The sequence below is a fragment of the Marivirga arenosa genome (genome assembly GCF_030503875.2).
Taxonomy (GTDB): domain Bacteria; phylum Bacteroidota; class Bacteroidia; order Cytophagales; family Cyclobacteriaceae; genus Marivirga; species Marivirga arenosa.
On the sequence record NZ_CP129968.2, the window covers coordinates 2,294,196 to 2,313,342 of the forward strand.

At 35.4% G+C, this 19,147-nt stretch carries 17 protein-coding genes; 12 read left to right on the forward strand and 5 right to left on the reverse strand.

Going from position 1 to position 19,147, the window contains the following annotated elements:
• Positions 1 to 28 precede the first annotated feature (28 nt).
• Positions 29 to 442 (forward strand): hypothetical protein, encoded by a 414-nt coding sequence (locus QYS47_RS09975; RefSeq protein WP_302125371.1) that lies wholly within the window; start codon positions 29 to 31, stop codon positions 440 to 442.
• A 449-nt stretch (positions 443 to 891) separates the two neighbouring features.
• On the opposite strand, the gene QYS47_RS09980 is transcribed toward QYS47_RS09975, so the two are convergent.
• The 3 genes from QYS47_RS09980 to QYS47_RS09990 all read right to left on the reverse strand — a co-directional run bounded on the left by QYS47_RS09980 (position 892) and on the right by QYS47_RS09990 (position 4,035).
• Positions 892 to 1,257: an endonuclease domain-containing protein gene (locus tag QYS47_RS09980; RefSeq protein ID WP_322345864.1), complete on the reverse strand. Its 366-nt coding sequence runs from the start codon at positions 1,255 to 1,257 to the stop codon at positions 892 to 894.
• 339 nt (positions 1,258 to 1,596) lie between these two features.
• Positions 1,597 to 3,354 carry a tetratricopeptide repeat protein gene (locus QYS47_RS09985; protein ID WP_322345866.1) on the reverse strand — a complete coding sequence of 586 codons (1,758 nt, stop codon included), beginning with the start codon at positions 3,352 to 3,354 and terminating at the stop codon, positions 1,597 to 1,599.
• 123 nt (positions 3,355 to 3,477) lie between these two features.
• Positions 3,478 to 4,035, reverse strand: a complete 558-nt coding sequence (locus QYS47_RS09990) for a hypothetical protein (protein ID WP_302125362.1) — start codon at positions 4,033 to 4,035, stop codon at positions 3,478 to 3,480.
• Positions 4,036 to 4,377: 342 nt separating this feature from the next.
• Between QYS47_RS09990 and QYS47_RS09995 the strand changes: the two genes are divergently transcribed.
• The 9 genes from QYS47_RS09995 to QYS47_RS10035 all read left to right on the forward strand — a co-directional run bounded on the left by QYS47_RS09995 (position 4,378) and on the right by QYS47_RS10035 (position 12,015).
• Entirely contained in the window at positions 4,378 to 5,727 is a 1,350-nt protein-coding gene (locus tag QYS47_RS09995; protein WP_322345868.1) for a serine hydrolase domain-containing protein, read from the forward strand.
• Positions 5,728 to 5,985: 258 nt separating this feature from the next.
• The gene (locus QYS47_RS10000; RefSeq protein WP_322345869.1) at positions 5,986 to 6,387 is read left to right on the forward strand and encodes a hypothetical protein; all 402 of its coding nucleotides are present in this window, start codon (positions 5,986 to 5,988) and stop codon (positions 6,385 to 6,387) included.
• The gene (locus QYS47_RS10005) at positions 6,380 to 6,838 is read left to right on the forward strand and encodes a GNAT family N-acetyltransferase (protein WP_322345870.1); all 459 of its coding nucleotides are present in this window, start codon (positions 6,380 to 6,382) and stop codon (positions 6,836 to 6,838) included. Before QYS47_RS10000 ends, QYS47_RS10005 begins: the two co-directional genes overlap by 8 nt.
• An 11-nt stretch (positions 6,839 to 6,849) precedes the next feature.
• Entirely contained in the window at positions 6,850 to 7,608 is a 759-nt protein-coding gene (locus QYS47_RS10010) for a DUF2268 domain-containing putative Zn-dependent protease (protein WP_322345872.1), read from the forward strand.
• 30 nt (positions 7,609 to 7,638) lie between these two features.
• A complete protein-coding gene (locus QYS47_RS10015; protein ID WP_322345874.1) occupies positions 7,639 to 8,538 on the forward strand; it encodes an alpha/beta hydrolase in 900 nt (299 codons plus the stop codon).
• Positions 8,531 to 9,451: a hypothetical protein gene (locus tag QYS47_RS10020; protein ID WP_322345876.1), complete on the forward strand. Its 921-nt coding sequence runs from the start codon at positions 8,531 to 8,533 to the stop codon at positions 9,449 to 9,451. The genes QYS47_RS10015 and QYS47_RS10020 overlap by 8 nt, the downstream gene beginning before the upstream one ends.
• A 76-nt stretch (positions 9,452 to 9,527) precedes the next feature.
• On the forward strand, positions 9,528 to 10,418 hold the full coding sequence (locus tag QYS47_RS10025; protein WP_322345878.1) for a TolB-like translocation protein: 891 nt from the start codon (positions 9,528 to 9,530) through the stop codon (positions 10,416 to 10,418).
• Between the two features lie 89 nt (positions 10,419 to 10,507).
• On the forward strand, positions 10,508 to 11,089 hold the full coding sequence (locus QYS47_RS10030; RefSeq protein WP_322345879.1) for a pyridoxine/pyridoxamine 5'-phosphate oxidase: 582 nt from the start codon (positions 10,508 to 10,510) through the stop codon (positions 11,087 to 11,089).
• Between the two features lie 296 nt (positions 11,090 to 11,385).
• Positions 11,386 to 12,015 carry a hypothetical protein gene (locus QYS47_RS10035; RefSeq protein ID WP_322345880.1) on the forward strand — a complete coding sequence of 210 codons (630 nt, stop codon included), beginning with the start codon at positions 11,386 to 11,388 and terminating at the stop codon, positions 12,013 to 12,015.
• Positions 12,016 to 12,117: 102 nt separating this feature from the next.
• Here the strand turns inward: QYS47_RS10035 and QYS47_RS10040 are convergent, their stop codons facing one another.
• Both QYS47_RS10040 and QYS47_RS10045 read right to left on the reverse strand, forming a co-directional pair.
• A complete protein-coding gene (locus tag QYS47_RS10040) occupies positions 12,118 to 13,611 on the reverse strand; it encodes a DUF4493 domain-containing protein (protein ID WP_322345882.1) in 1,494 nt (497 codons plus the stop codon).
• Positions 13,612 to 13,843: 232 nt separating this feature from the next.
• Positions 13,844 to 15,265 carry an SLC13 family permease gene (locus QYS47_RS10045; protein WP_322345884.1) on the reverse strand — a complete coding sequence of 474 codons (1,422 nt, stop codon included), beginning with the start codon at positions 15,263 to 15,265 and terminating at the stop codon, positions 13,844 to 13,846.
• Positions 15,266 to 15,484: 219 nt separating this feature from the next.
• Here QYS47_RS10045 and QYS47_RS10050 point away from each other — a divergent pair, with 219 nt between their 5' ends.
• A complete protein-coding gene (locus tag QYS47_RS10050; RefSeq protein ID WP_308356702.1) occupies positions 15,485 to 16,726 on the forward strand; it encodes a cation:proton antiporter in 1,242 nt (413 codons plus the stop codon).
• A 149-nt stretch (positions 16,727 to 16,875) separates the two neighbouring features.
• Complete coding sequence (locus QYS47_RS10055) at positions 16,876 to 18,966, forward strand: OmpA family protein (RefSeq protein WP_322345888.1); 2,091 nt, start codon at positions 16,876 to 16,878, stop codon at positions 18,964 to 18,966.
• The last annotated feature ends 181 nt before the right edge of the window (positions 18,967 to 19,147 follow it).

Consider the following 19,147-nt stretch of genomic DNA (forward strand, 5'->3'; position numbering starts at 1 on the left):
ATGTTCAACCCTTTAAATATAAATAAAAATGAAAACCCTAGATCAAATGACAAACGAACAGTTGACTTATCTGAAGCAGAAATGGTCAGCAGAATCAAAAGAGTTAGACAGAGATATTGTACGTTCAAGCGTGCGATTGACCAATAGGCTGTCTAGGCAGGAAATGGATCAAAGTGAAATCGATGCCTTGAAAGAGGATTTAGCAAAAGCTGAAAGCTTGTTGGAGCACTTAAATAGTACCAATGCGCCTCAAGAGATGATTGACAATCAGCAAGCTTTGTTGGATAAAATCAGCATGGAAGTAGAGACGGAATCGAAAGGTAGAAATGTGTTAACCCCAGAGGAAGCCTATCTTCAGCAAGCCAGTATCGATGAACTTAAATTGCAAAAGCAATACAGAGAAGATAAAATTACGGAAATTGAAAGTCTTCTAACCGCATAGCATATGATCGTTTCATCGCCCTAAGCCCTTTGAGCAATTTTGTTCAAGGGGCTTTTTTGTGGGTGAGAACCACCCCGTCCTGCTGACTGGGTATTGAAACCACCCCGTCCTGCGGGGCTAGTTATTAGAACCACCCCGCGCTGTGGACTGGTTATAAGAACCACCCCGTCCTTCGGACTTGTTGTTAAAACCACCCCGTCCTTCGGACACCCCTCCTTTGCAAGGAGGGGAGCTGGGAACTGCTTCTAGTAAACTTGGTAGTTATTTTATAATACTATCTAATATTAGCACACTTTTTTTTAAGATGTAATTAAATATTAAGCAGGCTGTACATGTCTTGCACACTCTGCTGCTCCCCTTAAAAAGGGGAGCTTCCGCCACTAGGCGGATGAGGGGTTTTAATTATTCCCCTGTTTAGGAGATATTCCGCTAGTTAGCGTACAGAGGGGTTATTTCTTAAAACAGCTTTTTATATTCTCCAACACACTTTCTGTATGATCAAAAACCATTTTGTTTTCGAATCGAATCACTTTTATACCCTGGGCATTTAAAAATGCAGTTCTTTGCTGATCATATTCATAACCTGCATCTGTAAAATGGGCAGCGCCATCCAATTCAATGCATAACTTCTCAGCAGGACAATAGAAGTCTAGAATATAATGGCCTACACTAAACTGGCGCCTGAATTTCCGTCCTTCCAATTGTTTATTTTTCAAAAATCTCCACAAATAGGCTTCCGCTACTGTGCCATTATTTCTAAGGTTTTTGCGGTAGGTTTTTAGTTCGGGTTTATTGTTTATTGGTTGATTTTTCACTTTTTGGGGAATTAAGTTTTATTAAGATACTAATTTTATTCTAATCTTATGGAGCTAGGTATTTAAAAGTTATCAGTCCTGCGGATTGGGTATTTAATCCACCCCGTCCTGCGTACTTGTTATTAAAACCACCCCGTCCTTCGGACACCCCTCCTTTGCAAGGAGGGGAGCTGGGAACTGCTTCTAGCAAACTTGGTAGTTTAATTAATATCATATAATCCTTGAATTAATAATGTTGATAAAAATAAATGTTAAGCAGTCAGATTATGATTTGCACACTCTGCTGCTCCCCTTTTTAAGGGGAGATGTCCGCCAATTGGCGGCCAGAGGGGTATACTACTAGGATTGCAATTTAACCCATGCAGAGGGAGTTAAACCTTCTGTTTTTTTAAAGAAATCGTTAAAAACTGATTTTGAGCTGAAACCACTTTCGTAGGCAATGCCTAAAAGTGAAAAGTGACTATAATGTGGATCTAGGGCTTTTATTTTAAAATCCTCAATTCTTAAGCCGTTTATATATTCATTAAAATTCTTTCCTAATACTTCATTAAGCAACCATGAAAGTTTATTGGGATGAAGATCAATAGCATTAGCAAGTTCTCTTAAGCTAAGCTTATCAGATGCATACAGAGCTTCTTGATTCATAAGTTCATCAAGTTTTGCTTTATAATACAATTGATCCTCCTTTGGAATTAATACATTGGAATGAAGTGTGTAATCTTCATTTAAACTTTGTTTAGGTTGATCAAAAACAGTTTCTACTATCTCCTTGTATCCCTCTATTTTTTTAAGAGGAGCATTCAATGGCTCTCTTTGGAAATTCAAATATTGTCCTTGTTTTTTATCGATATGTAACTTCAAGTGTTCAAGCGCCTCAGAATACTGTTTTGAATAAATGAGGATCCATAAACTCCAGGGGAAATAAATATTTTGAGTCTTTGGAATTGAATTCAAGTCAATATCTTTATGATGATTAATAGCATCATATAAGGGGATGAAAAATTCACGTTCAGCAAGGCCAGAATGACCTGCCAAAATTTCTTCTAAAGCCTGTTTATTTTTTAAAAAAATATAACACAAACAGCTCACCTGTAATGAAAACTCCCAACTCGGATCTATCTCTAAAGATCTTTTAAAACTTTTTAAAGCTATTTGATGATTTCCTTGTAAATAATGAATATTACCCATTGTAAAATGATGATTTGCAGACAAAGGGTTTACATCCAATGCTTTTTCTATTTTAGAAATTGCCTCCTGAAAATTACCGAGAGCAATATGGGCTTCAGCTGCTGATTCTAAAGCTTCTGAATCATTAGGATTTATTTTAAGGGCTTCTTTTAACAGCCCCAGTGCAAAATAAGGTTTCCATTCAATCCACAGCGCTTGAGTAGCTAAAGCAAAATAGGCTACAGAACTTTTGTTATTGATTTTAAGTCCTGTATTAAGATATTTTTCAGCCTGTAGTAATCCAAACTCTTTATCTAGGGCTCCCCATGATGCTAAAAGACCATAGCATTGAACCAAGCCAAAATAAGGTTTGTCGAATTTTGAATCTAACTCAATACTTTTTTTATAGGCTTCAATAGCTAATTCAAATTCATCAAAATTCCATCTTAATTGATAATGTCTACCTTTTAGGTAGTAGGAATATGCTTCTATACTATCCGTTTGCTGAGTGACTAAATGCTCTTCTATTTCCAGATGCCCAAAGTTCTCTCTGATTTTATCAGCAATTATGAGACTTATTTCATCTTGCAGTTCAAATATATCGGTTAAGTCTCTATCAAAACTTTCTGACCATACCTGAAAACCATTCTCAGTCTTAATTAATTGAGCGGACACCCTTATTCTATTTCCCGCTTTTCGAATACTTCCTTCTAATGCTGTAGCAACACCTAGCTGATTTCCGATGATTCTGATATCAATAGGTTTGTTTTTATAAGCAAAAGATGAAGTTCTTGCAGTTACTTTTAGTCCTTCTACTTTACTTAGGGCATTAATAATTTCTTCAGTAATTCCGTTAGCAAAATATTCGTTATCGGGGTCTGAACTAATATTTTCAAAAGGTAGAACTACTATTGATTTTTGGGTATTCAAAATAATGGATATCGTTGAATGTTATATTTGAAATCATTCAAATATAGCAATATCCACTATTTTGCACCCAGCTTTTGATTATCTTTTAAAGATTTAATGAAGCTTTTGTAATTGAATCAAATATCAATAATAGTTAATTCCTAATGTTATCATTAAGGCAGACCCGGTCATTTCTTGATTTGAAGGTAAATTAATTTTACTAAATAAAAATTTAGATTGAAGATCAATAGTCCATTTTTTACTTTGATAAAGCTCTACCCCTACTCCTAATAAAGCTCCCATTCCGGTATTCCAATCCTCAGTTGCAGGATCATCAACTTGATAAAAAGCAGGGAAATCCATAGCCATTCCTGCACCTCCTAAAACCCATACTCTGTTGGTAGGCCAGTATTTTACAGATGGAATTAAAGCTTCAAAGCCTCTATCTGAATCATTCTCTGAATAAAGAACTCCAGGCATATTTAAATATAAACCAAGCTTTTGATTAAGCATCCATCCTGCCATTATATTAGGAACTGTTAAGCTAGTACTATTCTCCTTTGATTCTCCCTTAGTATAATTAAGTATTCCGATTCCTGCAGAAGCACCTATACTAAAGCCTTTTCTTTCCGGCTTTACATCTTGTGCCTGAGACAAAAAAGCTAGGCCTATTAAGCATGTTGTTAAAATGAGATTTTTCATAATTCCGTTTTTGATTTGTGATTAATAATGATGCAAAGATTAAGCATGGCTTTTATTGCTACGCCCGGAATTATGATTTAGGATTTCATAATGACTGCTAGCATCTAAATCATTAGGTGAATAAGGATATCAAGCTTTGCATTTAATATCGTTTTAAAGATTGTTTAATAGGAATATCATAATGTAATACTTACATGTCAAGAATTTCCCACTTATCGTTTAATTAAACGAAAGATTTTAGAGGTATTAAATTATAATGCTGGACTTCTTCCTTTTTATCCAAACGATTAAGCTCAAAAGCGATCCTAATTTTGAGCTCAAACATTATAAAATACCTAAGAAATGAAAAACAATATATTGTGTCTATTAATCCTATTATTGCTCGCATCCTGCGGGAATGAGAACTCACAGCAAGAAGTTGAAAACACAAATAAGCGAGATTTTAAAGAAGAAATTGATCATTATCTTTCTGAATTAGAGGATGATGATTCTTTTATGGGTAGCCTGGCCATCAGTAAAAATGGAAAATCTATTTACTCAGGAAGCATTGGGTATCGTGATCTTAACAAGGAACTCAAAGCCAATACTAATACCATTTATAGAATCGCTTCCATCACAAAAAGCTTCACTGCTACTCTTGTATTTAAAGCTATTGAAGCAAACAAAATTAAGCTTAATCAAAGCATTGATCGCTTCTTCCCTACACTTAAAAATGCAGATAAGATTACTATAAAGCATTTGCTCCATCATCAAAGTGGAATAAAAAGTTATACAAAGTCAGACTATTTCTGGAATAATAGAACTACTGCTCAGTCAGCTGAGGACTTGTTAAAGGCAATTCATGAAATGGAAATCGAATTCAAAGCTGGTAAAAATACCAAGTATAGCAATTCAAACTATTTTCTGTTAGCCCGGATAGTTGAACAAGTCTTTGATAATACCTATGAAAAGCTGTTACAGGAGCATATTATTGTTCCCTTAAACCTTAAAAGCACTTCTATTGGTAAAAAAATACAAAGTTCAAATAATGAAAGTTTGTCCTATACATTAGAAAACGATCAATGGGTTGAATTCCCAGAAACCAATTTGAGCATAGCCAAGGGTGCTGGTTCACTTGTATCCACACCGGCCGATTTAAATGTATTTTTTAGAAGCTTATTAACTGGAAAGTTAATTAGTTCAGAGAGTTTAAAATCCATGAAAACAATAGAAAAAAATCATGGGATGGGAATTTTCCGATTTGATCTTCTTGATCAAACAGGCTTTGGGCACGGAGGAAATATTGATGGTTTCAATGCCCGTTCTATTTATTTCAAAGACTTGGATTTAGCGATTTCTTTAGTATCAAATGCCTCAAGAATAAACATCAATGAGGTTTATTCTAGAATTCTTGAATTGTATTTAGGCGTGCCCGAAGTAGAAATTTCAGCTTCAATGCTTAAAAATTATGAAGGTACTTACGTCTACGATCAAGATTCAACTGATACCTCAGTCTTTGAAATAGAGGGTGATAAATTAATTCTAATTATTGCTGGTGAATATCGCGAAGAGCTAACTTATAAGGGAAATAGAAGGTTTTTATTTTCGCAGATGAGCGGCCCCTCTATTTCATTTACCTTTTCTGAGGATGGTTCCAATTTATTCTTTGAGCAAGCCAATGTTAAAAGGAATTACATTAAAAAGCGGAAATAAATAGTCTAAAAATTTAATGGGGATATAGCTTTATCGAAAAGAATATGAAGCTATACCCTTTCTTTAAGCCATAATATATTTAATACTAGTCTAAACTAAGAGGTCCGGAATCTCATTCAAATGGTCTGGATATTTAAAACCGTACGATAGGATGAGATAGATCTTAGATTTTTGTCAGCAGTTTAAGTTGAATTGAGTGAAGTAAAAACTAGCCAAAATCAACCTAAATTCTGATGTACAATTAAACTTTAAAATAAAATGAAAACTAAGCAATCAATAAAGCTTTTATTAGCAATTCAGCTTCTGGTAACTCTTTTTCACCTTACTATCATACTAAAAATAATACCTTATGAAAATGTATGGGGAGGAAGATTGGAGAATGATGATCAGATGTATGTATTCGAAATCCTATCCGTCATAGTTAATCTGTATTTGATTCTTATAGTATCTCAAAAAGGTAACCTATTGAAAAAAGTATTTTCTGAAAAAGTAGTTAAAATTAGTTTATGGGCTTTTATGATCCTTTTCGGATTAAATACAATAGGTAATTTACTAGCACAAACAACTTTTGAAAAGTTTTTCGCAATAATCACACTAGTATCTTCTATCCTACTTTGGAATATCCTAAAACAAAGTAAAAGACTAAAAAGCCATGAATAATATTAACATAAGAAAGGCAAAAGAAGAAGACCTTCCTTACATCATTTCCTTATTAGCTGATGATGAACTAGGTTTTCTGAGAGAAAACAGACACGATCAATCTGCTTATTTGGAAACTTTTAAGCTTATATCTGAGGATCCGAACCAAGAATTAATGGTAGCTATAAATGAGGATGATGTAATGGGTACATTTCAACTTTCTTTTATTCCCTATCTGACCTACCAAGGAGGCATAAGAGCTCAAATTGAAGCAGTGAGGATTCATAAGAACTTTCGTGGACAAGGCCTAGGTAAAATGATGTTAGAATGGGCTATTGAAAGAGCAAAGCAGCAAGCTGCTCATTTAGTTCAGTTAACTACCGACAAACAAAGACCTGATGCAATAAGGTTTTATGAGGCTCTTGGATTCAAAGCATCCCATGAAGGAATGAAATTACATTTAAGACATTAAGCGCTTTTAATATGAGAAGTATAGTAATACAATACATTATTTTATCCCTAATAGGCACATTCTTGATGCTATTATCATCCTGTAATCATCAGCCTCCTATCGTCAATAAACCAAAAAGTATAATTGACTTTAAATCAACTGGAGGAAAATTGACAGATTTTGAAAAAGGTTTAGCAATCAAAATAGTAGAAGAATCTGAGGGAGATGTTCGTAGATTATTATCTGATCTTCCAAACGAGATAAGCTATGAAATAGAAATCGTTGATTGGGATTTAGATGTGGTGGGTGGAGTTACAGGCAGAGCTGAAACCAACAATCCAGCCCTTGTTTTAATCCAAATATCAAAAAAATTTCCTGGAGGAGTAGTCGCAGCAATTCATGCTGGTTTAAGACCTACATTATTTCATGAACTACATCATCTTGCTCTGGGATGGGCTATTCAGGATAATAAATTTACTCCTACTATTCAGACCGCGACTATTGTAGAAGGTCTAGCTGAGGTTTTTTCGGAAATACATACTGGTGTCAAATTTAAAGAAAACCATATTCCCGATAGTGTAAATGCAGATGAATGGGTGGCTGAAATAATGGCTTTACCAAAAGATGCTGATTATCAGAAGTGGATGTTTCAGCATCCGGATGGTCGTACATCAATTGGCTATAGAACAGGAAATTATCTTATAAAGAAAGCTATGGCTAGTTCAAATAAATCAATTATTGAACTTAGTGAACTTTCTATTAATGAAGTTTATGAATTAACCGGCTATTGAATGGATGGCTTTATTTTTAGGAGTATTAGTATGAAAAATATAGGTAGAGCCTTGATGTTGATAATGATCATCCACAATTTGACTGGATGTAATATCAACTCTTATAAAGACACAGCAATTAAAAATACTACTCCCAGTATTAGCGATTCAAAAAAATATGAGATAGCAAATTCAAAAGTATTACCCATTAAAGACTCATCCTTGAATAGGCAATATGAATTATACATTAAGCTTCCTGAAAACTATGAAAAGAATAAAGACTATAGTTATCCAGTAATTTATTTTACAGATGCAAAATGGCATATGGAATTGTTATCATCTGCAACAGAATATTTATTGGATAGTGTCATTTTAGTGGGGATTTCTTGGCAATTAGATATGCCTGAGGATTTATTGGAAGAAGTGGGTGATCATGTAAGTAGGTATCGAGACTACACTTTTAGCACCTCAAACAATATTGCGCATCAGAGTAAATTTAATTTCGGTGGGGCAACTGATCACCTTCAATTTATTCAAGAAGATGTGATCAGTTTTATAGAGAAAAAGTATCGTATAGATCCAAATAATCGAACATACTTTGGCTATTCATTAGGGGGTGCCTTTGGTGCTTATATTCTACTTACAAAATCTAAAACATTTAATCACTATATTTTAGGTAGCCCTTCATTTAACAATAATAATAAAATATTAGACTCTCTATTTTTAAGTAAACGATTAGATAATAAGGAATCAAATGCTAATATTTTTATTTCATACGGAAGCATGGAGAAAGAATTAGGTGAAGAGGTAGAAGTATTTGCCAACCTTCTTGAATCTAAAAAATTATCAAAGCAAATAGTTGAAGGAAATCATAAAACTGCATTTCCTAAAACCGGAATAAACAGCATAGAATGGCTTTCTGAGCTATATAAACAACACCAAAATGAATAAAATAGTAAGTTTTTTCATCCTTTTCTTGATCATCACGAGTTGTAAAAATAATACTGAGCTCTACTTTAATCAGGAGCCACCATCAACAACTCCAGAGTTATTTGCACCCTCAATGATTAATACAGATAGTGTAGAACTCAATGTGGTGTTTAATAATGATCATACAGAAATCTTCTTTTCAAGAATTGTTGACAAGAGTTTTGTAATTCATCATGCTGAATGGATTAAGGGTAAATGGACAGACATTAAACCGCTCAAAATGTATCATGATAGTGTTTTATTATCTGTGGCTTGTGACCCCACAATAACTAAGGATGGTAAAACAATGTATTTTCTTGGGGTAGATCCTAGCCTTTATGCGAATGATGTTTCGAAAGAGGAACTTTATAAGATTCCTCCTGACATATACATGAGTAAAAAAGTAAATGGAAAATGGGAATTAGCGACCAAAGTAGAATTCTCAGTATCAACGGAATATATAGAGACATACCCAGTGGTTACAGGAAATGGTAGTTTATATTTTCGTTCAAATAGGCCTAGTAAGAAAGGAAGGATGAACACCTATCGTGCGCAAGCTTTACAAGGAGATAAATTTGATAAACCCTCAATACTGATGGATATTGAAGAAAATGCTCCTATAGTATATATTTCTTCTGATGAAAGCTATGCCATCACTAATAAAGAAGGGAGATTTCAAATTAGCTTTAATGAAAATGGTAAATGGACAAAATTGAGAGAGATACCATTATCTTATGAAAAAGATTGGCGATACTATTGTCCATATATGTCATCTGATGAAAAATATTTCTTTTTTTCCAGAAAATTGAATAACCCTGAAAAGAAAGGCTGGGCTGGGGTTGAAAAGGGTGAAGTGTATTGGGTGAGTGCCGATATTTTATTCAAGCTGAAATAAATAATATAGTCTGAAACAAAGCATAAATGATATTACCCATTGTAATTGTTTCTTTAAACCACAATTAATAGACTTGATGAAAAATCTAATTTACATTTTACTCTGTATTACCTTTTTGATTTCGTGTAACAAAGAGACGAACTCAAATCAAGAGAGAGCACGCGAACAATTTAGCCAGTACTTAGGTCAAACACCCCCTAAAGTAACTCCTATTCCTTTTGCACCTGGAATGGTCACATCCTCCGAATATGAATATGGAGGAACTTTTTCAGCTGATATGAAGGAATTTTATTATATCAGTGCAAGTGATCAATATGAAAAGGCAAAACTTGTCATGTTCCATTATACAAATAACGAATGGAAAGATTCTATTATCTCAGACAGGAGCGGCCAACCGGTATTATCCCCTGATGGCAAAAGAATGTATTTAGGTAGACGTTATAAAGAAAGAAAATCCAAGGGTTGGTCTGAAATAAAAGAACTCGGAGAACCTTTTGAAGACCAACTAATCATGCGGCTTTCGGCTGCAAACTCTGGTACTTTATATTTTGATACTTATGTTCCTGAACAACCAGATTTTCCTATACGCTATGCCCGCCTGATCAATGGGAAATATGAAAATCCTCAAGTGCTGAGTAAAAACATAAATACTGCTCTCAAAAATATCAATCACCCCTTTATAGCACCTGATGAGTCTTATTTACTGTGGGATGCAGTGCGAGAAGAGGGTTATGGAAGTTCAGATATATATATCAGCTTTAAGCAGGATGATGGTTCTTGGGGAGAAGCTATAAACTTAGGAGATAAAATAAATACTGATGCATGGGAAGCATCAGCCAGCGTGACACCTGATGGGAAATATCTATTCTTTAGTAGAAATATGGGTTCTGACAACTATGAGAATGTAGATATTTTTTGGGTTGATGCTAAAATTTTATACGATTTTAATACAGGAAAGCAGAAGTAACTTGCATAGTATAAACTAATATAATTTCAAATTCGAGTAATAATTATTCTCATTTCAAAAAGTAGGATTTAGATCACTAACTGAACATCATGATAAATTCACCAATAGCATTATTTAATAACTGGTTAGCTGATGAATTATCAGTTTCAAAAGTAAATATTCCAACTGCTTGTTGCCTATCAACCATTGGGTTGGATAAATATCCAAACGCAAGATTTGTATCTTTTAAAGATATTGTTGATAACAAATTAATCATTACAGGCAGTTTAAGCTCGAGAAAGGCTTTAGAAATAAGTGCTAATAATAAAGTTGCTTTGACATTCTGGTGGACAGAAACTGAACGACAAATTAGAATACAAGGAGAGGCAAATCCCATCAACAAGCAACTGGCAGATAAATACTTTTCAGAAAGAAATAGAGAAAGTCAAATAGTATCTATAGTGAGTAGGCAGGGTGAAGAATTGAAAAATAAGAGTACACTAAATGAACAATATCTAGAAATAAGTCAAAAATTTGAAAATCATATTTTGTCTAGACCTGATAGCTGGGGCGGTTATGCGATAGAACCTAAGAGAATTGAATTCTTATCATTTAATTCAACTCGTTTTCACGATCGAATTTTATTTGAAAAGCAAAAAGGAAACTGGGTTAAATCAACAATTCAACCTTAATCTCAAAGGTTTTATCTAGTGAGTTCCATTGAAATAGGCTATGGCTATTTCACCTTATTGTCCTAAAGTATCAAGTCATTCTCAATTAAGGTCAAGTCTCTATTTAAATATTCACTCAACTTTAAAGGACAAGCAATTCTACAAAAAGAATTTAAAGTGTTTTAATGCATCGAGCATTAGAATTATCGTTCTATGTGAATACAGAGCTACATTTTCTCTTGTTTTTGTTTAGGTAAACTTTGTGAACCAAAATGCAAAAGATTGGTTAAGTTTGCATTCTTATTGAAATTTTTAACATGATTAAAAAGTACCTTCCCTATTTTCCCATTTTTGGCTTGGCCATTTATTTAGTTGTTTTTAGCCTCGCAGCATCGGATTATCCTGGAGGTTCTCAAAATCATGCGATTTACGAGGGATATAGCTTCTTTCATAACTTTTTATGTGATGTGATGAATCCTGTGACGGAAGGTGGATTGGTAAACGAAGCTCGGGGACTTGCCATAGTCTCACATTTGATCTTGAGCCTTACTATGATCATTTTCTTTTACATACTGCCCGATATTTTTCATTGGGAAAACCGTAAAACTCAGCTCATCAGAGTTTTTGGGGTGCTTACCATGACGGCTTTTATATTTATGTATACGAGCTACCATGATGCAATTGTGGTGGTGACCGCTTTATTTGGAAGTATAGCCTTAATTCCCTTCTTTATTGAGCTTACCAAATATGAAAACAAAGGATTTAAAAAGCTTGCCTATGCTTGCTACCTGCTCAGTTTTGTGGTATTCGTAATTTTTGTGACGAAAATAGGCTTCTACTATCTTCCATTTTTACAAAAAATAGTATTCTTCCTGGATGCTTGGTGGGTCATTTGGGTTAGTGTTATTGTGATTAACAAACAGACTTTAGTAGCGGAAAGAGCATAAGTTATTTCTAATAAAAACCCCGTGGAAAACTTATGATCCAAGGGGCTATTTCTTTTAACGTTAAAAGATTCTGAATAACCAGAGCTTAAAGCTTTGGCTAAATTATAGTGAACAATAATTATAAAAGATAGCTATTATTTCTTCTGCATTTTGCACTACACTGCCTTCAGTAGGATAGCCTTCTGCATTATAAGTATAACTAATTGTAGAGCTTTCATCTGCAACGAATGCCCCAGACACTGCATCCCATTCTTCTTGCACAATAGAAACTACATTATGATCAGAAAAGTCCATACCCGGAACATCAATGTAGAAATAAAAGAATCCACCTACCATTCGGTATGGGTTTGGATTAGAATCGTAAGTGTAGAAGGTTCTTTCCGTTACTAAACCGCTCGATTGGTGAGAGTTTACCTGCTCGGGATCATTAGTAGTTGTGTTAGGGTAAATATAAGTATGGTAGCTGCCAGGAACAGTGTAATTTCCTGCCCCATCATTATTATAAAATTGACTTTTTGTAAGTTGAGTGCCCGTATAGGTATTTACAATGCGTCCATTAAGTTCAAAGTTTCCAGCCCCTAAATTATCGTAATACAAATATTCTGAAATTCTACCGCTACCATCATAGAAGTATTCATAAGCCCCATCAATACTTTCGGCTCGGATTACCTGATCATTGCCGTTATAGGTTAAGTTCACTTCAAAATAAGGAGGTGCACTCTCCTGCTCCAATAAACCGATTACATTCCCAGTGGTCTCATCATAATAGAGCTTGTATTCATTTTCCTCATCAGGATCCTCGTATTCTATGTATCGAACTCCTGTAAATTGACCTTCAATAAAACATTGATTTTCGGAATTTGTAAAGGTCACATCAATATCATTTGTACTTTCATCCACCTCTATTGTAAAAGAAGAACTACCTGCTTCAAGTGTTGCATCAATTGTAATCGTGTAATGATCTTTTGGTTGGGGATTGTCGATAGTTCCTGAAACGGTTCTTGAGTCAGTTGTACCATCGGATTTTGTAAAATATAAAGTCGCATTTATGGTTAAGGGTCCAACCTCAAAATAACCCGATCTAGTCTCATCTTTTACAAAAATCAAGGCATCAGAACCTAAAGCTACTTCTGTTTCCCAATCATCAAAATTGGTTAAAACACTATCTGAATAAGCAACACTTACTTTTACATTGGCCAATTCGCTAGTTACGATTACCTCTTCAACTTCTCCTTTATTAATGGTGAATAATGAACTAGTACCATAATAATATGGATTATCGAAAGCAGCAGGCACCAGGTTATTTGAATGAACTACTACATAATAATTACCTTCCGGCAATTCCACTTGTGCTGGCATGTCTGCAAATCTTTCAAAAGAGCTAACCTCATTATCTGATTCATCATAAATAATCACTTTAAAATCATCAGTATTGACAGACAATTGTCTATTAGTCTTTTGAATGTCAATATCTAAACTTAAGGCTAGTGACAGAAACCCTATTTCCTTTTCTGATTCTGGATCTGTGAGTTCTTCATTACAGGAAAAAAATGTGGCAAGGAATACAATGGCAAGGTAACGAGAAATAGTTTTCATAATAGGTTCTTAATGTGATAGTTACACCTAATTTATAAATAAAAAATGAAATAATTATAATATTTTGTTAAAACTATTACTGGAGGTTTTGGGAATGTTGGGGGTTGGGAGTTGGGGGTTTGATGTTGGATGATGGATGATGGATGTTGGAAGTTGGATGTTGGGAGTTGGGGGTTAGAAGTTGGGGGTTGAATTTTCTTGGTAGGTTTGGTTTAAAAATCCTTTTTCTTTTTTAAAAAGCTATAAGATACCACAGCATGACTGTTCCAAAAGCAAAAATTGGGGCTAGAATAATAAAAAAGATACCTCCTTGTCTAAAATCCTTTTGTTCCATCATACCCGTAGAATAGGCAATGGCATTTGCTGGAGTTGAAACGGGTAAAAGTACTGCGCAGGAGCAACTTAAGGCTACAATAATAGGAGCAGTAATCCCAAATGGAAGGGCTAAACTGGCTGCTAATGGAACCAAAATAGAAGCTGCTGCCGTATTGCTCATCACATTGGATACTAGCACTGCCAGCACACTGAAGATTATCGTTACGAATAGGACTGATATAGGCAATGCATTAATCTCATTGATCACGATCTCAGCCAGTCCAACTTTAACAATGGCTATACCTAATGCCAAACCACCCGCTACTAGCATTAAGGTATCCCAGGGTAGTTTACGGACATGTTCCGCTCTGATAACCTGAGTAATGGTTAAAAATAAAATAGGAATGGCGGAGGTGGCAGCCACTGGCAAACCATGGAAATATTCAGTTAACCACATGATAATGGTCACACTCACGGTGACCATTACAGCTCTCCTTTTGAATTTATCAGTATTTTGATTGGTCTGTAAAATTTCATCTAGATTCAGTCTGACCTCCCCTAACCTTAATCTGCTTTTTAGAAAATACCAAAACATATACACTAATATGATCGCCATTGGAAATCCTATCACCATCCAGTCGGTAAAGGAAATGTAGATTCCCACTTCTTGCAATGCCCCAACCGCTATAGCATTTGGCGTGCTCCCAATAATGGTTCCCACTCCCCCTACGGATGCCGCTGCTGGTATGCCCGTTAAGATGGCTTTGGAGAAGGGAGATGATTTTCCGATCGTATGCACTAGCGGCAATACAGAAGTAATCATCATCGCTGTGGTGGCAGTGTTCGACATCACCATACTAGCTATAGCAGTAGTGAACATAAGGCCAAGCAATAATTTATCTTCCTGATTTCCAAATCGTTCTACCGTAAACCGAAATAAGGCTCTGTCTAAACCCGCTATTCGCATACCTTCAGCCAGATAAAAACCTCCTAACAATAACCAAATCACATTGCTAGTCCAGGTGCCGGTAAAAAGTTCTACTGGAAATTTTGTTTCTAATAAATAGTCTGTGCCAAAGCCAAAAGATAATAATGAGATGATGAGGATGCCAACTGCAAAAGGTGGAATGGCTTCTGTAACCCATAAGCCTACAGATAATATACTAACCAAAAACACAAAATCTACAGCCTCACCGTATCCTAGCCTCCTAAAAAAATAAGAAATAATCAAAGCTATGAACAAATTGCCTATAAAGGTGGAAGTATTGAAAAGCCAGTTTAAATGTAGCTTTTTATACATCCTTCTAGCCGTTTTACGGGAATCATTAAAAAATCTCATAGGGGTAGAAATTAATAAGCAATTGTAGTTATTTAACTTTGCAAGTTTAGTATTTTTTTTCAACGATCTAAACCTAAGAGTAGAGCTATTTAAAGCAGAACTATAATATCATTGAACCTCAAATCCTTAATTTTACTTATTTTCTAGTGCTACTATCATTAAATAAATTTCATTAGGACACTAATCACAGATTCCCTATTTTCGACTTCAAAAAAGAGCATGAATATATTCCAAATCATAACTTTACTAATCGTCATTTCTGCCTTATTTAGTTATTTGAACGTTCGGTTTTTCAAATTGCCGACCACCATAGGCCTCATGATCATGGCCATGCTGTTCACGCTTGGCATTACCATTTCTTCTTTTTTTACGGATGTGCTTTTAAATAATGCGGTTGAAATTATTAGTTCTATTGATTTTAAAGAAGTTCTACTTGATGTAATGCTTAGTTTCCTGCTTTTTGCTGGGGCACTGCATACTAAACTGAGCCATATCAAAACACAACGCTATCCTATTTTGATGTTTGCTACTTTCGGGGTTTTGGTATCTACCATATTGATTGGAAGTCTTACTTTTTACTTGCTTAACTTCATGAATCTTCCCATAAGCTTTATGCAAGCTTTACTTTTTGGTGCGCTCATCTCTCCTACTGACCCTATTGCGGTTTTAGGTATTCTCAAAAAAGCGGGTGCTCCCAAAAGGCTGGAAACCAAAATAGTAGGTGAAAGTCTTTTCAATGATGGTGTGGGAGTAGTCATTTTCTTGGTCCTTTTTCAGCTCGCTGCCAATCCTGAGGCAGATATCTCCATAGGTCATATCAGCTTTTTATTTTTTGAAGAAGTGGGTGGTGGTATACTTTTAGGTTTAGGCTTAGGCTATGCTACCTATTGGATGCTCAAATCAATTGACAATTATGAAACTGAAGTCATGCTAACCTTAGCTATGGTGATGGGAGGCTATTTATTGGCTAGCAGTTTACATTTCTCTGGTCCTTTAGCCATGGTAGTGGCAGGCTTATTTTTAGGGAATGATACACAAAGACAGTCTTCCATGAGCGAAATTACTGAACGCTATGTAGATAAGTTTTGGGAAATCTTAGATGTATTTTTGAATGCCATCCTTTTTGTTTTAATAGGTTTAGAAGTACTGATTCTAAGCTTTGAAGACAACTATATTATAGCCGGATTAATCCTCATTCCTATTTCCTTGATCTGTCGTTACCTAGCCCTTTTAGGGCCAATTCAAATTTTCAAAAAGAAATTGGATTTTGTTCCAAGAACAGGATTAATCATGACTTGGGGAGGATTAAGAGGGGGAATATCAATTGCCTTAGCGCTTTCCCTTACGGATGAGATGAATCGAGAGCTAATTGTGGCCATAACCTATATCATTGTGGTATTTAGCATTATCGTACAAGGACTAACAGTGGAAAAAGTGCTTAAATGGTTGAAAGTGAGCTGATTTTGAAGAGCAAAGTGCAAAATATATAATACCACAGCATCTAATCGGCCTAGAGTACTTGGAAATTTGATCTCTATAAGACCTTTGGATTATAGTATATTTAAGCCCTTTCTATTACTTTAGCGGGCAAAATGAACCTGACTAAACTTATGAAGTATTTTTTGCTGCTGTTATTAAGCTGCTCTTCAAGCTTTTTCTTGTCTGCTCAAACGAACTTTTTGATGCAAGAAGATTTCACAGCCCCAGCTCTTTCATGGCAATTCAAAAGTGATAGTTATGCCCAATATCATTATGATGGTCAGCGCTTAAGCATCGACCGAACGAATCAAACAGATCTTTTTGCTACTTATAGTCACATTGCCATAAACCCTAAATCAGATTATAAAATTGAAGCTTTGCTTAGGCAAACTCAGGGTGGAAATGAGGCTTCATACGGTATCCATTGGGGATCGGATTATAATAGCCGATCGACTTTTTCCTTTGTCATTAATTCTACCGGAGTCTATAAAATTTATTCGAGCTGGGGAAGTCGAATCAAGCAGTTTACGGGCTGGCTTAAGGCAGCTGAAATTCGAGGCAACGGCAATGATCATAAACTGACCATTCATAAACGGCAAGACTCCATATATTTTAGTATAAATGATCAAGAGTTAGCTCAAATAAGGGCAAGCAGGGTCCATTTTCAAGGGGGCAAAATTGGAGTGGTATTGAATGGAGATATTGGCATAAGCGTAGATTATTTCCACGTATTACAAGATAAACCGGCAATTAATCAATTGGCAAGCCAGCCTAAAGTGATCAAGGAAAAGCTCCCCTATCCTATTAATACGGATGCCCAGGAATTAAATCCCATCGTGTCTTATGACGGCCAAAGCTTATATTTTACCAGAAATGAAGGGGGCGAAATGGCGCAGGAAATATGGCGTTCTAATTTGGAGAATGGGAAATGGGGAACTCCGGTAAAACTGGGATTTCCACTAAACACAGCCGGCAACAATAATGTGATGGGGATAGGCACTGATAATTCTACACTAATTTTAAGCAATACCTATTCAGATGATGGTTTAAGCCTAATTGGGAAGGGCTATTCAATTGCAAAATGGGAAGGCGATAAATGGTCTATACCTGAAAAAATAGAGATATCAAGTTATATGAATTCCTCAAATACGGCAGAAACGAGCCTTTCAGCCTCAGGTACCACTATGATTATGTCTTTAAAAACAGGGTATAATGCGGGTATGAATGATTTATACCGATCTATTTCACGATCTTACACTAAAAGTTGGTCGGGTCCCAGTTCTTTAAAAAATGTTGTGAACAGCTTTGGTAATGAAATTACCCCCTTTTTAGCGGCTGATGGTAAAACACTCTACTTCTCCAGCGAAGGGCATTCGGGTTATGGTGATCAGGATATTTTTATGAGTCGCATGTTGGATGAAAGAGGATTTGAATGGAGTGAGCCGATCAACTTAGGTCCTGAAATCAATACCGCAAACTGGGATGGATATTTTACGATTCCGGCTCATGGTGAGTGGGCTTATATGGTATCAGCAAATGATAATGCTTCCCAGTTAGATCTATACCGAGTGAAACTACCAGAAGCACTAAAACCTGATCCTGTGGTATTGATTAAAGGTAAAGTGTTGGATGCTCAAACAAAAGAGCCTTTAAATGCTCAGATCTATTTTGAATCCTTACCTAGAGGAAGAAGATTAAATAAAGTAAAGTCAAAGGGCTCTAATGGAACTTACCAAATAATCCTGCCCTATGGTGAGCACTATGGTTATTATACACAGTTAGACGGTTATTTATCTACGCATGACAATATAGATTTAAAGCAAAAGGAGAACTATCAGGAAATTACCCGTGACATTTATTTAAGCCCGCTAAGCGAAGGCTCATTTATCAGTTTGAATAATGTTTATTTTGCACAAGGGAGCTATGAAATTTTGGAAGCTTCACATCCTGAATTAGATCGCTTGATAAGACTCATGCGTTCTTCTGAAACCATGGAAATAGAAATTGGAGGTCATACGGAAAGAAGAGGTTCTGCCAGGCTCAATAAGATTTTATCGCAAGACAGAGCCGATGCTGTAAAAGCCTATGTAGTGCAGGCAGGAATTGATGAGAAACGAATTAAGACCAAAGGCTATGGTTCTTCAAAACCCATTACGGAAGGAAAAACTGAGTTAGAGAGAAAGCAAAACAGAAGAGTGGAATACACTATATTGTCTTTATAAATTATTCTTGAGTACTTAAAAGTGGAATGGCACTTCAATTAGAGAATGTTTTTTAACGATAGTCCCGCCTTATGTAAAATAGTCAAAAAAAAACCTTAGCTATTTACCGCCAATAGGATGGACAGCTTTGGTTATATTTTTCTAATGTTGTTTAAAACTATCAATAATAAATTTTTTGTTA

Bases quoted from the DNA above. Each gene is read 5' to 3' on its own strand.
- QYS47_RS09975 (WP_302125371.1), top strand. From the start codon at position 29: ATGAAAACCCTAGATCAAATGACAAACGAACAGTTGACTTATCTGAAG.
- QYS47_RS09990 (WP_302125362.1), bottom strand. From the start codon at position 4,035: ATGAAAAATCTCATTTTAACAACATGCTTAATAGGCCTAGCTTTTTTG.
- QYS47_RS09995 (WP_322345868.1), top strand. From the start codon at position 4,378: ATGAAAAACAATATATTGTGTCTATTAATCCTATTATTGCTCGCATCC.
- QYS47_RS10000 (WP_322345869.1), top strand. From the start codon at position 5,986: ATGAAAACTAAGCAATCAATAAAGCTTTTATTAGCAATTCAGCTTCTG.
- QYS47_RS10005 (WP_322345870.1), top strand. From the start codon at position 6,380: ATGAATAATATTAACATAAGAAAGGCAAAAGAAGAAGACCTTCCTTAC.
- QYS47_RS10010 (WP_322345872.1), top strand. From the start codon at position 6,850: ATGAGAAGTATAGTAATACAATACATTATTTTATCCCTAATAGGCACA.
- QYS47_RS10015 (WP_322345874.1), top strand. From the start codon at position 7,639: ATGAAAAATATAGGTAGAGCCTTGATGTTGATAATGATCATCCACAAT.
- QYS47_RS10020 (WP_322345876.1), top strand. From the start codon at position 8,531: ATGAATAAAATAGTAAGTTTTTTCATCCTTTTCTTGATCATCACGAGT.
- QYS47_RS10025 (WP_322345878.1), top strand. From the start codon at position 9,528: ATGAAAAATCTAATTTACATTTTACTCTGTATTACCTTTTTGATTTCG.
- QYS47_RS10030 (WP_322345879.1), top strand. From the start codon at position 10,508: ATGATAAATTCACCAATAGCATTATTTAATAACTGGTTAGCTGATGAA.
- QYS47_RS10035 (WP_322345880.1), top strand. From the start codon at position 11,386: ATGATTAAAAAGTACCTTCCCTATTTTCCCATTTTTGGCTTGGCCATT.
- QYS47_RS10040 (WP_322345882.1), bottom strand. From the start codon at position 13,611: ATGAAAACTATTTCTCGTTACCTTGCCATTGTATTCCTTGCCACATTT.
- QYS47_RS10045 (WP_322345884.1), bottom strand. From the start codon at position 15,265: ATGAGATTTTTTAATGATTCCCGTAAAACGGCTAGAAGGATGTATAAA.
- QYS47_RS10050 (WP_308356702.1), top strand. From the start codon at position 15,485: ATGAATATATTCCAAATCATAACTTTACTAATCGTCATTTCTGCCTTA.
- QYS47_RS10055 (WP_322345888.1), top strand. From the start codon at position 16,876: ATGAAGTATTTTTTGCTGCTGTTATTAAGCTGCTCTTCAAGCTTTTTC.